Origin of the sequence: Nevskia soli DSM 19509, assembly GCF_000711955.1 — a bacterium.
Classification (GTDB): Bacteria; Pseudomonadota; Gammaproteobacteria; order Nevskiales; family Nevskiaceae; genus Nevskia; species Nevskia soli.
On the sequence record NZ_KL544000.1, the window covers coordinates 53,468 to 68,607 of the forward strand.

Sequence of the window (15,140 nt, forward strand, 5' to 3'; positions counted from 1 at the left end):
GGGCGTAGCGGTTTGCCCGGTGCCGGATCAAGGAGCCTCACCATGAAGCCTTATCTCATCTCCCTCGGCGCCGGCCTGCTGGTCGGCATCGTCTACGCCCTGCTCAATGTGCGATCACCGGCGCCGCCGGTGATCGCCCTGGTGGGCCTGCTCGGCATCCTGGTGGGCGAGCAGGTGGTGCCGGTGATCAAGCGCGCGCTCGGCCCCGAGCCGGTGACCACCGCCTGGATCAGCACCCAGTGCGGCCCGCACGTGCTGGGCGATCTGCCGGCGGCGCCGAAGCCGGATTGCGTGGAGCCGGCCAAGCCCGGCAACGCGCCCGGCAACGGCGGTGCGCCATGAGCGCCGCCGCCGAGTTGATCGTCCGCAACGCCAGGATCACCACGCTCGATCGCGGCAAGCCTCAGGCCAGCGCGCTGGCGGTCGGCGCCGGCGTGCTGCTCGCCGTGGGCGACGAGGCGGAGGTGATGCGCTTTGCCGACGCCGGCACGCGCATCGTCGATGCCGGGCAGCGCCGCCTCATCCCCGGCCTGATCGACTCGCACATCCACGTCATCCGCGGCGGCCTCAACTACAACCTGGAGCTGCGCTGGGACGGCGTGCCCTCGCTGGCCGACGCCATGCGCATGCTGAGGGAACAGGTCGCGCGCACACCCTCGCCGCAGTGGGTGCGCGTGGTCGGCGGCTTCAGCGAGCAGCAGTTCGCCGAGAAGCGCCTGCCGACGCTGGACGAGCTCAATGCCCTGGCGCCGGAGACGCCGGTCTTCATCCTGCATCTCTACGACCGCGCCCTGCTCAACCGCGCAGCCCTGCGCGCCGCCGGCTATACGCGCGACACGCCCAATCCCCCGGGCGGCACCATCGTCAAGGACGCGGCGGGCGAGCCCAGCGGCCTGATGCTGGCCCAGCCCAATGCCATGCTGCTTTACACCGCCCTGTCGAAAGGGCCCAAGCTGCCCTACGAGCAGCAGCTCAACTCAACCCGACATTTCATGCGCGAGCTGAACCGGCTCGGCATCACCTCGGTGATCGACGCCGGCGGCGGCTTCCAGAATTATCCCGACGACTACAAGGTCATCGACACCTTGCACCGCGAGGGGCAGCTCACGCTGCGCATCGCCTACAACCTGTTCACGCAGAAGCCCAGGGAAGAGGTCGCGGACTTCGTCGGCTGGACCGGCAACAACCGCTATCAGCAGGGCGACGACTTCTACAAGCTCAACGGCGCCGGCGAGATGCTGGTGTTCTCGGCGGCGGACTTCGAGGACTTCCGCGAGCCGCGCCCGGAGTTGCCGGCGAGCATGGAAGGCGAGCTGGAAGCGGTGGTGCGCGTGCTGGCGGCCAAGCGCTGGCCCTGGCGCCTGCACGCCACGTATGACCAGACCATCGGCCGTGCGCTGGATGTGTTCGAGAAGGTCGACCGCGACATTCCGCTGGCCGGCATCCACTGGTTCTTCGACCATGCGGAAACGGTGACCGACCGTAACCTGGAACGCATCGCCCGCCTTGGCGGCGGTGTCGCCGTGCAGCATCGCATGGCCTACCAGGGCGAGTACTTCGTCCAGCGCTACGGCGCCGCCGCGGCCGGGCGCACGCCGCCGTTCAAGCGCATGCTGGAGATGGGCGTGAAGGTCGGCGCCGGCACCGACGCCACCCGCGTCGCCAGCTACGATCCCTGGAATGCCCTGTACTGGCTCAGCACCGGCAAGACCCTCGGCGGCCTGTCGCTGTATCCGACCGCCAATTGCGTCGACCGGGAAACAGCCCTCCAGCTCTATACCCAGGCCAACACCTGGTTCTCCAACGAGGAGGGCCTGAAGGGCCAGTTGATCGCCGGCCAGCTCGCCGATTTCGCGCTGCTCTCGGAAGACTATTTCTCGGTGCCGGAATCGCGCATCCGCCAGATCGTCTCGGTGCTGACCGTGGTCGGCGGCAACATCGTCCACGCCGACCAGGACTTCAGCGACCTGAATCCGCCGCTGCCGCCGGCGCTGCCCGACTGGTCGCCGGTCAACTCAGGCAGCCGTTACTGGAAAGACCTGGCGCCGAACACCGCGGCAAGTGTGAGCAGCGCCTGTGCTTGCAACAGCGCCTGCGGCGTGCACCAGCATGCGCACGCCTATGCGCGCGAAGCGCCGGTGGCCGATGCGGACCGCGCGAGTTTCTGGGGCGCGCTCGGCTGTTCGTGCTGGGCGTTTTGAGACCGCACCATGTCCGCACCTGAATCCATCCAGCGCCCGGCCGCCGTCGCCATCCTGCTCAGCTTCATCGCGGGCTATGTCGATGCCGTGGGCTTCGTCGCCCTGCTGGGCCTGTTCACCGCGCACGTCACCGGCAACTTCATCCTCATCGGCACGGCGGTCGCGCATGCGCGCGGCGGCCTCGTCGCCAAGCTGGCGGCGCTGCCGATGTTCATCCTCGCCGTGTCCGCCACCACCGTCTTCGTGCAGGAGCGCACGCGCTCTGGCAAGCCGGCGCTGGTTGCGGTGCTGGCGGCGCAGCTGTTGTTTCTCGCCGGCTTCATGGCGGTGGGTTGGGCGGCCGCGCCGATTCTCGACGTGGATGCGCCAATGGCGGTGCTGGCCGGCATGCTCGGCGTCTGCGCCATGGGCATCCAGAACGCCGCTTCGCGCCTGCTGATGGGTGAGCTGCCGCCGACCACGGTGATGACCGGCGGCGTCACCCAGTTCGCCATCGACGCCACCCACCTGCTGCGCGCCAGGGTGCCCGGCGTCGATGCGGTCGCTGCGCGCAAGCGCCTGGGCAAGTTCGTGCCGCCGGTGGCGGCGTTCGCGGTCGGCGCGGTGGCCGGTGCCGTGCTCTACACCCAGGCCGGCTTCGGCGTGCTGCTGCTGCCGATGCTGGCCCTGGTCGCGGTGATGCTGCTGCTGCGCCAACCTGTCACCACCAGCAAAGATCCGACATGAACCTCGCCACCGTCTGTTACTGGCTGGCCCGTGCCGGCCTGTGTTTGGCCTACGCCTACAGTGGCGTGGCCAAGCTGTTCGATTTCAGCAGCGCCATGGCCGAGCAGGCCCACTTCGGCCTGTCGCCGCCGGCGCTGTTCGCCGCCCTCACCATCGCCGTGCAGCTCGGCGGCTCGGCGCTGATCCTGTTCGCGCGCGGGCGTTTCGCTGCGCTCGGTGCTGTGGCGCTGGCCGGGTTCACCCTGGCCGCCACCTTCGTCGGTCACCCGTTCTGGCGCGAGGCCGGCATGGAGCGCTTCGCCGACCTCAATGCCTTTCTCGAACACTTCGGCCTGATCGGCGGCTTCCTGCTGGTCGCGCTGCTGGAGACTGGGCGCATCGCGCGGCCGGCCGCGTCGTTCGAGGGTTTTCGGGCCATCCCATGATCATCCACAGGAGCATTGCCATGCGTTTCCTCCGCATTCCCCTGGGCGCGCTCGCCGCCGCCGCGCTGCTGTTCACCCTCGCTGCGCCGGCGCAGGCCAAGGGCGGCACCGCGGCGGCCGGCGTCGCCGTGGCCGCGCAGTACGACACCACCCACGTCTACATCGCGCCCGCCGACTACGACACCTTCGTCAACAGCATCATCGCCACCTTCGGCGGCAAGCCTTCGCCGCGCATCACCGCCAACGTGCTGCCGGTGCCCAGCAGCACCCAGGCGCAGTACGTGTGGACGCCGGTCGGCAACCTCTCCACCTTCGCCTTCGAAACGCCGATCCCCTATCCCTTCGGCTACGAGCGCAACGGCTACCTCGTCACCGACATGGACCAGGCCATCAAGGCCGCGCGCGCCGCCGGCGCCGAGGTCATCGTCGAGCCGTTCAAGGACCCCATCGGCCTGGACGCGGTGATCCAGTTCCCGGGTGGCGTGAAGCTGCAGCTCTACTGGCACTTCACCGCGCCGTCCTACGGTCCGCTGGAAACGGTGCCGGACAACCGCGTCTACGTCTCGCGTGACCGCGCCGACGCCTTCGTCCACAGCTTCCTGCGCTTCTCCCACGGCAGGATCGTGTCCGACGACAGGAAGGCCAACGCCGGCGAGATCGGCCGCAGCGGCGAGACCTATCGCCGCATCCGCATCGAGTCGACCTTCGGCAAGATGCAGGTGATGGTCACCGACGGCCACCTGCCGTATCCCTTCGCCCATGAGCTGACCGGCTACGAAGTGAAGAACCTGGGCGAGACCCTGGACAAGGCCAAGGCCGCCGGCGCCACCGTGCTGTTCGCGCCGTTCGATGTGGGCGACCGCGACACCGCCATCGTGCAGTTCCCCGGCGGCTACATCGCCGAGCTGCACGACCTCAAGAAGTAAGGTCCGCCCATCATGTCCCGATGCATGAAGCGCCTCTGCATCGGGCTGGCGCTGACGCTGCCCGTGTTGACGGCGGCGGCAGCGCCGGCCGACCTGTCGGTGCCGAAGGTCGATCCGGGCGAGTCGATCCTGTCCGAGTACATCACGGAAGCCGCGCCCGATCCCAATCCGCCGCCGTACACGCTGCTGCGCTACAACGAGCGCTACGACTACCTGGCCGACCCGAAGAACCGCACGGATTTCTTCGACCCGGTCAAATACATCCCGCTCAGCAGCACCGACCAGCAAAGTTACCTGAGCCTGGGCGGCGAACTGCGCGAGCGCTACGAGAATTACCGCAACGCCGGCCTGGGCTCGGGCACGCCGGCCAACCAGTCCTACCTGCTGCAACGCGTCACCCTGGACGCGGACCTGCACGTCGACCAGCGCCTGCGCGTCTTCGTGCAGGGCCTGTCCGGCCTGCAGTTCGGCCAGCGCGAGAACGCGGCGCCGGTCAACCAGAATCCCGTCGACCTGCAGCAGGGCTTCGTCGACTACATCTTCGGCGAACCCACGCCGCAGGGCCCACGCCTTACCGCGCGCGCCGGCCGCTTCGAGATGAGCTACGGCTCAGGCCGCCTGGTGGCGACGCGCGCCGCACCCAATCTGCCGTTCAAGTTCGATGGGCTCCAGTTCATCGGCGGCGACGGTGCGGCCCGGCTGTACGCCTTCCTGGTGCGGCCGGGCCAGGAGTACGCGTACCACCTCGACGGCGAGAACGACGGCCAGACCTTCTGGGGCGTCTACGCCACCACGCCCACCGGGCGCCAGCTGCCTGCCAACATCGACGTCTATTACCTGGGTGCGCGCTACGCCAGCCAGCGTTACGCCAACGGCGCCGCCGCCGAGCTGCGCCACAGCATCGGCACGCGCTGGTCCGGCAGCCTCGGCGGCTGGAGCTACGACTGGGAGCCGATCGTGCAGTTCGGCAATTTCGGCAACCGCGAAATCTTCGCCTGGACCATGGCCACCGATACCGGCTACACCTTCGCCTCTGCATCCTGGCGCCCGCGCCTCGGCTTCAAGGCCGACATCGCCAGCGGCGATTCCAACGGGCCGCAGGGCCGCTTCGGCGCCTTCAACCCGCTGTACTTCAAGTCCGGCTATTTCAACGACGCCAGCATCATCCGCCCGACCAATATCGCCGACCTGCATCCCTCCTTGCAGTTCGTGCCGTTGAAGTCGCTCACCGCCACTGTCGCCGGCGCCGCGCTGTGGCGCTTCAGCGTCAAGGACGGCGTCTACGGCCCCAGCGGCAACCTCGAGCTCAAGCCGGTGGCGGGCGGCTCGCGCTACGTCGGCAACACGGTGGAAGCGGCGCTGGAGTGGAAGGCCGGGCGCCACCTGGTTTGCACCGCCTCCTACGTCCACCTGTTTGCCAGCGACTACGTCAGCGCCGCGGGCGGCGGCGATGTCGACTACATCGCCGGCTGGGCGACATTCACCTGGTAGTGGGCGCATGATGGGTTGTGCCTGCCTGGGGTTGGCCTGGGCAGGGGAACAGCGGTCCAACCGGTTCAAAGCGGAGAACTCACGTTGTTCAATCTGGCGGCGTTTACCGCCATCCATCCATACCGGGCTCAGCCCGATCGCCCTGGTGACGGGTATCCTGGTGGTGCTGGCCCTGTCCGCGGCCGGATACCGGGCACCACCGGCGCCCTGTATTTCGTCACCTCGGTGCTGACCAGCGCCACCGGCTTCGGCTTTCCGTTCACCAGGTTCCTGCTCTCGCACGGCGTCGGTATCCTGTCGCCGCTCGCCCTGGCCCCGACCCAGGCGGAGCCGTCCTTCGCCATCGTCGAGCGCGTCATCCTGTTGGTGTTCATCGGCTTGACCGTCGTGGCGCAGAAAGGGCTGCGCCGGAACATCGCGCTCGCCTGAAAGCCCAGCCGCGCAAGTCCCCGCCGTGCACGCTCATTTGTCATCCTGAGTGAGGCGCACGATCCGGCTCCATACATGCCTGCGACCAGCCAGCCGTGACCCCCTCTCCCCGTTGTGGGAGAGGGGAGGGGAAGAGGGCCGCTCCATCTGGGCATTCCTACGAATGCGGATCGCGCTTTTCGGTCGAACATGACAGGCCGGGGCAGTCTCCCGGACTTCCGTTCAAGTGATCGACTGTTGAGCCAAAACGAGACGATGAGATCTCATGCAAAACGAATCGCCGGTCTTGGCGGCTTTGGTCGTTCAACCGGCCGCTCCCGGCGCCAAAGCGGGCCTCCGGTGGGGCGTCAGCGTAAGCCGGGAATTATCTGGGCTGATCCCTTGATGAACTGACGTTTCAAGCCACCAGCGATCTCTCAGGCTTTGGCATCCGCCGGTACCGCATTCAATTCCAGTCTGGATTCCGGCATCAGCACACAACGTGTTCCGCCCGCGGAATACATTTTAGGAATACAGCGGTTGCAGGAAGTGCACCCGGACACGGCCGCCAGCCCCTGCTCCAGTTCCCTGACGAAATCCGGGTTATGGATGAGCGCGCGCCCCATCACCACAGCCTCGAAGCCATCGGCCGCCGCCTGTCGGATTCCTTCCAGCGATCTGATTCCGCCCAGGTATGCCAGTGGCATGTGGACGCCTGCGCGTACCTTCAGGGAGTGCGGTCGCAGGTATGACTCGAGAAATGGTACCTCGGGCTCCCATAGCTTCATCAAACGGTTCGAAAACCTGAACATCGCTCCGCCCTCGGGCGCGACTTCGGAGGGCATGTTGCTGCCAAAAATGGCCCAGGGTGCTTCCGCGTTCATGCCGCCGCTTAGCACCAGCAGATGCGCGCCTGCGCGCTCCAGCGCCTTCGCTACCAGGACTGCATCTTCCGCGGTACCGCCGCCTTTGAAGCCCTCGTGGACACCGATCTTGCAGATCACCGCGACATCTCTGCCGACGGCATCGAGCACGTCGGACAGCACTCGCACCGGGAATCGCACCCGATCGTCTGCGCTCGGTCCGCCCCACTGGTCGCGCCGCTTGTTGTAGGCCGGCGAGATGAACTGGCTCAGCAGGTAACCGTGCCCCATGTGAATTTCGACCGCGTCGAAGCCTGCATCCCGCGCCAGGCGGGCGCCGGCCGCAAACTCGGTGCTTACTTGCGCCAGGTCCGCCTCGGTCATCGCGCGCTTGAACGGCCGGCCGGCAATGACGCCCGGAGGGTAGAAGCCGGATGAGGAACTCATCGCGCAGCGCGTCGAAAGACGTGGCAGGAAGCAGAAGGCGCCGCCATGCGTGATCTGGGCCGAAACGGCACCATTTTCGCGATGAACGGCATCGGTCAGGGCCCGCAGGTGCCTGAGGTTGCCGGCATTGAGCACAAGCTGATCCTCGAAGGTGCGGCCATCGGGGCTCACCGCGCAGTAGGCCACCGTGGTGAGTGCGGCACCACCTGCGGCAATGCGCTGGTGGTGTTCCACCAGCAACCTGGACGGCACGCCGCCCTTGGCCATACCCTCGTTGGTGGCCGCCTTGATTACCCGGTTCCGCAGCTCAATCGGGCCCATTCGCCATGGCTGGAACATGTCGATCATGGCTCCTCCTATCAAGCGCCCTGGGGGACGGCGGGCACTGAGGCCAGATTCAAGCCGGTAACGCGCTCGCTGTACTGCCACAGCGCGCGGGCAAGCTCTTCGTTGCTCGCCGCCTTTCCAGGCTGCTGCTGTGCAGGGCGGCCGAACGCCTGAAAAATACCGCGAGGCCCGAGGAATGCCCCACCGGGAACTTCGGGATCGGCGGCGGCCATCACGATGGACTGGGCACCTTCCCGCGGGGTCTGGCCGAAATGGCCCAGCCCCCAGGCCAGCAGTTCGCTCGATACGCGTTGCAGCAACGCGTCACCGGCCGAGCGCGGCCGGTTGCGGCCTAGCGTGGTCCGGCACACGCCCGGATGCACGGCAATGCTTCTCAACAAGCTACCGCTGTCGGCAAGTTTGCGCTGTAATTCAAGGGCGAAGAGCAGACACGATAGCTTCGCTTGGCGATACGCCACAATCGGCTGGTATCCGCCGGCGGTGAAGTCGAGATTGTCCAGCCTTAGCCGTGCTCCGCCCTGCACCAGGCTGCTCACGGTAATGATGCGTGCTGACCGGCTCAGGGCCGGCAGCAGCAGATGCGTCCAGCGGAAATGACCCAGGTGCGCAATCGCGAAGGTCAGCTCGTGTCCCTCAGAGTTGCGGCGGAGCTGCGAAGGCGGGTAGATACCGGCGTTGTTGACCAGGATATCCACCGTGGATATATCGCGCCGCAATCCAGCGGCAGCCTTGGCGATGGAATCCGGCTCAGCCAGATCAGCTACCACGCCACTAATGCGCTGACGCGGAAACGCGACGGACATCCGTGCCTGTGCTTCGGCCAGGGCCTGAGCTTGGACGTCGACCAGTACCAGGTCCGCTCCCAGCAGCGCCAAGCTCTCCGCTGCGCCAAAGCCAAGGCCGTGTGCAGCGCCGGTGATGACCGCTGTCTTGCCGCGCAGGGGCGTTGCGTCCTGTTGTTGGGGCATGCGTTTCGTCAACTTGCGTCCAGGGGGCTCTGTTGCAGTATATACGAAACGATTTGTATCAAAACATCATTTCTTCGGCGTTACTTGCCGCGAACTTTGAAGCCCTGCAGCACGGTATGGACCAGCTTTTCGATCCAGTCTTCGCTCAAAGTGTCGAGGAGGAAATACAGACGGATCGCTATGGCGCCCTGGATCATGTCGATGGCCAGTTCGATGTCGGTGCCTTTGGGGAGCTCGCCACGCTGGATGGCCCGGGCGAACACCAGACGCATCGGGACACGCCGCTGCTCGTTGATCACGATCAGCGCATCGGCCAGCTCCGGCCTATGCACGCATTCGGCCGCCAGCATTGGCAACACCGACTTCAGCGGAGAATGCTGCATCAGTTTCAGGAACTCGTGGAACATGGCAATCAGATCAGCTGACAGGTTGCCTTTGTCGACTAGGTCGACCGCTGGCAGTTGCCGGAAGATCGCCATCACCAGGTTCTGCTTGGTCCCCCAGCGCCGGTAGATCGTCGCCTTGCTGGCTTTAGCCGCCGCAGCGACCTTGTCGAAGGTGAGATCGCTGTACCCCTCTGTGCTCAGGATGCGCAGCACTGCCGTGAAGATGGCGCGCTCGGAGTCGGCGCTGAGCGGCCGACCGGGGGAGCGGCGCGAAGTTTTTTTGGAGGCGGTGGGCATGGGTGTAATCGATGTTCCGCAATTTTCGCACGATTCGACTTGCGGCGTTCCCTAGTTTTATATATGGTACAAATCGTTTCATAATAAAATCGCCTCTAGCCACTGGGAGAGGCGCTCCGAGCCGTCCACAAGGAACGGCATCGACCGAGGGGGTGATGACATGGGGCTGGAAGTTGGAAGTGGTGCACTGAGTGCACGTCCATTGATTGGGCGGATGGGATGGCTCACCGTTGTGGCGATCTCATGCTTGGCTCTGCCGCCGCGCTGCCTTGCGGGAAGCGCGGATCTGTGGAATGGCGCCTCGCTCGACTACAAGCTCGCCCTGTCTTACGGAGTGGGCGTGCGGACAGGAAATCCAAACAACGCACTGATCAACGGGCCGGTCGATCCTTTCCAGTCCTACCTGTTCCCGGTATTGCCCCAAGGACAGCCGCCACAGATTTTCCGCTTCACCCATTCTGGGTTGTCGACCACCATCAACTCGGACGACGGCGACCGTAATTTCAAGGCGGGCAGCCTCATCAACAACCGGGTAACGGCTTTGGGTGAACTGCAGGTCCATTGGAACAACTACGGCGTCGTGGCCAGCGGGGACGTGTTCTACGACCAGGTCTATCACCACCCGAACGATAACGACTCGCCGGACACCAACAACACTGATTTGCCGAATACACACTGGACTCCTGGGGCACGCTATTACGACGGGCAGCGCTTCCGTCTCCTCGACGCCTATGCATACGGCGACTGGAGCATCGGCGATATGAGCCTCGATCTGCGCGTGGGGCAGCAGTTGGTAGCATGGGGCCAGAGCCTCTTTTTTTCCGGTGTCGCCTTAGCGCAGGGGCGGGCAGACGCGACCAAGGCGTTCATACCGGGCGCGGAGGTCAAGAGCATCCTGCTCCCCACGAACCAGGTGTCGCTGCGCCTGAGCCTCACCAACGAACTGTCTCTGCTGGGCTATTACAAGCTGGCCTTCCGCGCAAGCGAGATCTTCCCGGAAGGAGACTATTTCTCTCCCTCCGACGCCATTGGTCCGGGCGCAACCTTCGTTTATGGCTCCGCCAATCCTTTATACGGCGGTCCGGGGGCCTGCCCCGGGCTCCTCACCAACCTGCACATCGGAAATACGCCAGTGCCGGTGGTGCCGGCCTCGGTGGAAAACCTTATCTGCGGCCAGCTCCTGGGCGTCGTGGGGCAGGCCACCGCAGCACCCCGGACGATCAACACGACCCGCGGACCTGACCTGAGGCCAAGCGATGGCGGTCAGTATGGCGCCGGCTTGGAGTATCAGGTCACCAGCCGCACCAACGTTGCCTTCTACTACCTGCGCTACGACGATCCCAATCCCTCGGTACAACTCAACTTCGGCTACCCGGACTTTACCACCAAGCCGGTGATCACCACCGCCATCATCAATGAGATGGTGCCTGTAACTTACAACGTCAAGTATTTCGATGGCATCCACCTCTACAGCGCCGCGTTCTCCACCGTGCTCGGACCCTTCAATGTCGCCGGCGAATTCAACTATCGCGACGGCGCGGACGTAGCGGCGGCGACCACCATCGCCGATGTAGTCAGCCCGGTCTTCGTCCGTGGCCGCCTCTCGCAAGCCCTGATCTCCGCGCTCTACGTCACCAATCCGCACGTGTTCTACGACGATGTCGCATTCACTGCGGAGATCGGCGGCATTCATGCGAATGGCATCGATCGCGTGCCTGATACCGCCGGCATCATCCCGGTTGGCAACGGTGATTCGCTGTTCTACAGCCGCAATTCCTGGGCCTTCAACACGCTCACCATCCCCGCCAAGCACGACGTGTTCAGAGGCTGGGACATGTCCACCCCGATCTCCTTCGGCATGCTGGTCAAGGGCAACCCATCGATGCCGGGCGCATTCGGGGCACTCTATGGCCAGGGCGACACGCGTTTGGGCGTCAGCCTGAACTTCCAGTACCTGTCGAACCTGGAGATCGGCATCGGCTACAACTTCTTCTTCGGCAATCCGAATGAGACGATTGGTGCCAGTACCCTGAAGGCTAATCCCTACATGGACCGCGACTACGCGACGTTCCATATCACCTACAACCTTTGACGCCTGATTAGACAGCTGCCGCAGCTGACGCGACGGCTTATGCGATTCTCTACGGGAGAGCAAACATGATGTCGTTACGAAACGCGGCTGCTCTGCTTGCCCTGGCCCTACCTTGCCTCACGTCACCTCAGGTGCTGGCAAAGGTGTCGGCGGAAAAGGCCGCCGAGCTGGATGGAGCGAAATTCACGTGCATGGGCGCCGAAAAGGCCGGGACGTCCGGCGGCGTTGCGGCCTTTACCGGCAAGTACGTGGGCTCCTGGCCAGGCATGACCGGCAAATCGGGCTACGAGCCCGGGCCCTTCGCAGGAGAGAAGCCCTTGTTCAGCATCACCGCGCAGAATATGGCGCAATATCAGGACAAGCTCACCGACGGTATGAAAGCGATGCTGGTCAAATATCCGCAGTCGTTCCGCATGGACATCTACCCCAGCCATCGCGACTTCGGGGTGCCGGCCTGGGTCTGCGACATCAACCGCAAGAATGCCGTCAGCGCCGACGTGGTGCATGACGGCAAGGGCATCATCGGCACGGCCGGCAGCATACCCTTCCCATTCCCCGCCAGCGGCATCGAGGCGGTTTGGAACACCATCGATCCCTATCGCCCCTGGAGCGAAGACGCCATCGTCGATATCGCTGACGTCTATGCGGGCGGCAGCGTGGCCTGGGGCAAGCAACATTACATGACGCTGGCGCTGGCCACCGATCCGGCCCGGCACGGCTCCTACCAGGACAAGATCAACGCCTACTTCTACACCGCGTTCATGCTGCCCGAGCGCGAGAAGGGCTTTGTCGCCGTGGGATACCAGCCTAATGACTTTAACGCCGATGCCACCCAGTCTTGGCAGTACATTCCCGGCATCCGCCGCGTGCGCGAAGCCCCCGAGGTCGGCTTCGACTACCCGGTGCCGCCTACTGGCAAGCGTACCGTCGACGACGACTACGGCTTTAACGGCTCGCCCGAGCGTTACACCTGGAAGCTGATTGGTAAGAAAGAGCTGTACTTGCCCTACGATAACTTCAGGATCAACGACACCGCGGTGAAGTACTCCGAGCTGATCAAGCCCAATACTATCAACCCGGACTATGAGCGCTACGAAATGCACCGCGTCTGGGTAATTGAAGGCGACCTCAAACCAGGCGTCCGCCATATCTACAGCAAGCGCATCTTGTACGTCGACGAGGATAGCTGGCTGACCTTGTGGGCGGACAATTACGATGCCCGCGACCAGCTCTGGCGGGTTACGCTGATCAACTACCACTACTCGCAGGAATCATCATCTTGGCACCGCGGGGTGTCGGTTTATCACGACCTCACCGCGGGCAGCTATGAGGCGACCTATCTCGTTAACGAGGAGCCGGGCGAAAAATGGTGGAAGTTGGATCGCACCGGCATCACGCCGGCGCTGTTCACGCCGGAATCAGCGGCACGTGGGGGGCATTGATCGACTAGTCCCGCGCGCTGCTTGAAAGCCAGGGCTCCGCCTCGAGGCCAGACTGTTTCGGAGAGCGGCATTGCGCTCAGAACGCGACGCCGTCTTCCACTCGCGACGCTTTGCGATGCGCCTGCGCCAAACTGGACTTGGCCTTGCCCAGCTCGAGATACGTGAATGGGCCGAGCTTCTTCGCGATCGGGTGGATGATGAACTGCTGCCGACTCAGGGCGAGCGGGCACGCTTTAGTCGTCCATCAATTCGATGGCAGTCTGTAGCCGGCCGGAGACATGGGGCCCATGCTTGATAGCGGACATCCACCAGCAAATGTTGCTTTGTTCGCCAGCAGTGCCCTTGCTCGTGGGGTGGTTGCGTTGGGCTGAAAAACGACCAACACGGGAGGGGCATTTTTGCCCCTGATATTGTGGACGAACTTACTGACGACAAGACCCCTTTATTACGTGGGTACCTGCATCCCTTCAGGTCATCCGTGTGGCGTCACCAACTCGGAAAGCAGCAGCAAGCGCGCGAACCACGTCACAGACAGGTTCGGCTGAACCTTGTTTTATTACAGAAGGATGAGTGGAATGCATAGGCCGTAGAAATATGGTTGGACGCGAACGTCTACGTATGGGGAGAAAGGGAGATGGGAAAGAATATCGTTCTTTGCCTGGACGGAACCTGGAACAGTCCACAGACCAAAGACCAGAAATCGGAGCCGACGCCGACCAATGTTCAAAGGCTGTTCGAGTGTCTGGACGGATCCGCTCCCTTGGCGCCGGCAGACCTGGAGCGTGAGTTCCAAAAGGTGGTGGATGGCGCCGCCGTTCAGGTCGGAAAGTACATTTACGGCGTGGGCAACTCCGACAACGTCCTTGCAAGGGATTTTGAAGGTGCGGTCGGTGCCGGACTGATCGGGCGGGTCGTGCGTGGTTACACCTTCCTGTCCCGCTATTACGGGCGAGGCGACAGAATCTATATCCTGGGATTCAGCCGCGGCTCCTATGCGGCCCGTACCGTTGCCGGCTTGGTCGCCAAGCTGGGGCTACTGGATTGGGCGGGCATGGGGCTGGTCGCTGGCTCCAAGGAGGCGTACAGGGCGGGGTTTGCGGCCTGGCACCAATACCGGAGTGCCATGCCGTCGGCGGACCATCATGCCTTGCACTACCTGGCCGATGTAGTCACCAATCTCTACACGCGCTTCGAAATCGGCCTTGGCCCGGTACCCACGCTCAAGTTTGTGCCGGACGTGCAAATTCAGGCAGTCGGCGTTTGGGATACCGTAGGTGCTCTGGGTGTGCCGGACATCGATGAGACCAAGGGAATCCGGCTCGATGTGTTCGAGTTCGCCAACAACACTCTGAGCCCTGCGGTCATTCATGGGTTCCATGCGATTGCCGTGGATGAGAAGCGCATCGATTTCACTCCGTCAATTTGGGATGAGCGTGACGGTGTGGTGCAAGTGCTGTTCCCTGGCGCCCATTCCGACGTGGGCGGTGGGTACGCTCCGGAAGAAACGGGACTTTCCGACATTCCTCTGCTCTGGATGATCGACCAGGTCAAGGCGCAGGGCCTGCGATTCGATCACGGCCCCGCCCTGAACACGAGGGCTGCAACAATCCTCCACCGCCCCTGGAACGGCAAGGTATACCAGACCGCAGACCGTCCGTTGCCAACGAAGCTGAGGCTCAGCAGCCACGTGCTTGCGCTGTTGAAAGAGCCTTCCGTGCTGGTGGAAGATGGTGTGGCGGCACCATACCGTCCGGACGCCCTGTTGAACAAGTACTTTCTTGCGGATTGGTCCGTGCGAGAAGATGCGATCATGGAGCCGTGTAGTGGGCCGAATGTGGCCCATTAAGTAATACATCCAACGGCGATTGAAGCAGTTGGGCGTGTTCAGCCGACAATCAACAGTTATTGTGGGTTGGGAAGGGCAGCTGTGCGCCAAAACGAGCCGTCTGGACCTCCTGAAAAACGATTGCCCGCGGCTGGTGCCATCGGTCATTCAACCGCTGCTCACGGCGCCATTGCGGTCAGTCGCGAATGTCGGCTTTTGGCTAGCGAGATCTAAGAGCCTGTAACAGAATGAATCGCGCCTGCGACGGCGGTCATTTTTGCGCAGTGCAAGTCGG

General features: G+C 63.9%; 13 protein-coding genes. 10 read left to right on the plus strand and 3 right to left on the minus strand.

All coding sequences use genetic code 11. The features are described from left to right. Window positions 1-42 precede the first annotated feature (42 nt). The 7 genes from BP26_RS0125730 (at window position 43) to BP26_RS29970 (ending at window position 6,198) form a co-directional block, all read left to right on the plus strand. Window positions 43-342 (plus strand): XapX domain-containing protein, encoded by a 300-nt coding sequence (locus tag BP26_RS0125730; protein ID WP_051749532.1) that lies wholly within the window; start codon window positions 43-45, stop codon window positions 340-342. Then, window positions 339-2,201, plus strand: a complete 1,863-nt coding sequence (locus tag BP26_RS0125735) for an amidohydrolase (RefSeq protein ID WP_029923417.1) — start codon at window positions 339-341, stop codon at window positions 2,199-2,201. Before BP26_RS0125730 ends, BP26_RS0125735 begins: the two co-directional genes overlap by 4 nt. Before the next feature lie 9 nt (window positions 2,202-2,210). Then, window positions 2,211-2,927, plus strand: a complete 717-nt coding sequence (locus BP26_RS0125740; RefSeq protein WP_051749535.1) for a YoaK family protein — start codon at window positions 2,211-2,213, stop codon at window positions 2,925-2,927. After that, window positions 2,924-3,352 (plus strand): DoxX family protein, encoded by a 429-nt coding sequence (locus BP26_RS0125745; RefSeq protein WP_051749537.1) that lies wholly within the window; start codon window positions 2,924-2,926, stop codon window positions 3,350-3,352. The genes BP26_RS0125740 and BP26_RS0125745 overlap by 4 nt, the downstream gene beginning before the upstream one ends. A 20-nt stretch (window positions 3,353-3,372) precedes the next feature. Further along, a complete protein-coding gene (locus BP26_RS0125750) occupies window positions 3,373-4,278 on the plus strand; it encodes a VOC family protein (RefSeq protein WP_029923420.1) in 906 nt (301 codons plus the stop codon). 12 nt (window positions 4,279-4,290) lie between these two features. Further along, window positions 4,291-5,769 carry an alginate export family protein gene (locus BP26_RS0125755; protein ID WP_157572777.1) on the plus strand — a complete coding sequence of 493 codons (1,479 nt, stop codon included), beginning with the start codon at window positions 4,291-4,293 and terminating at the stop codon, window positions 5,767-5,769. Between the two features lie 84 nt (window positions 5,770-5,853). Beyond that, entirely contained in the window at window positions 5,854-6,198 is a 345-nt protein-coding gene (locus BP26_RS29970; protein WP_157572778.1) for a hypothetical protein, read from the plus strand. A 416-nt stretch (window positions 6,199-6,614) separates the two neighbouring features. Here BP26_RS29970 and BP26_RS0125765 read toward each other — a convergent pair whose 3' ends face one another. The 3 genes from BP26_RS0125765 to BP26_RS0125775 form a co-directional block, all read right to left on the minus strand. Further along, entirely contained in the window at window positions 6,615-7,835 is a 1,221-nt protein-coding gene (locus BP26_RS0125765) for an NADH:flavin oxidoreductase (RefSeq protein WP_029923423.1), read from the minus strand. Window positions 7,836-7,846: 11 nt separating this feature from the next. After that, on the minus strand, window positions 7,847-8,803 hold the full coding sequence (locus BP26_RS0125770) for an SDR family NAD(P)-dependent oxidoreductase (protein WP_051749541.1): 957 nt from the start codon (window positions 8,801-8,803) through the stop codon (window positions 7,847-7,849). An 80-nt stretch (window positions 8,804-8,883) separates the two neighbouring features. Next, window positions 8,884-9,486, minus strand: coding sequence for a TetR-like C-terminal domain-containing protein (locus BP26_RS0125775; RefSeq protein WP_029923425.1), 603 nt, complete (start codon window positions 9,484-9,486; stop codon window positions 8,884-8,886). Between the two features lie 160 nt (window positions 9,487-9,646). Here BP26_RS0125775 and BP26_RS27170 point away from each other — a divergent pair, with 160 nt between their 5' ends. The 3 genes from BP26_RS27170 (at window position 9,647) to BP26_RS0125790 (ending at window position 14,866) form a co-directional block, all read left to right on the plus strand. Beyond that, complete coding sequence (locus tag BP26_RS27170) at window positions 9,647-11,578, plus strand: DUF1302 domain-containing protein (RefSeq protein WP_245611898.1); 1,932 nt, start codon at window positions 9,647-9,649, stop codon at window positions 11,576-11,578. 65 nt (window positions 11,579-11,643) lie between these two features. After that, window positions 11,644-13,020 (plus strand): DUF1329 domain-containing protein, encoded by a 1,377-nt coding sequence (locus tag BP26_RS0125785; protein ID WP_245611899.1) that lies wholly within the window; start codon window positions 11,644-11,646, stop codon window positions 13,018-13,020. Between the two features lie 634 nt (window positions 13,021-13,654). Further along, window positions 13,655-14,866, plus strand: a complete 1,212-nt coding sequence (locus tag BP26_RS0125790) for a T6SS phospholipase effector Tle1-like catalytic domain-containing protein (protein WP_157572779.1) — start codon at window positions 13,655-13,657, stop codon at window positions 14,864-14,866. Window positions 14,867-15,140 lie beyond the last annotated feature (274 nt).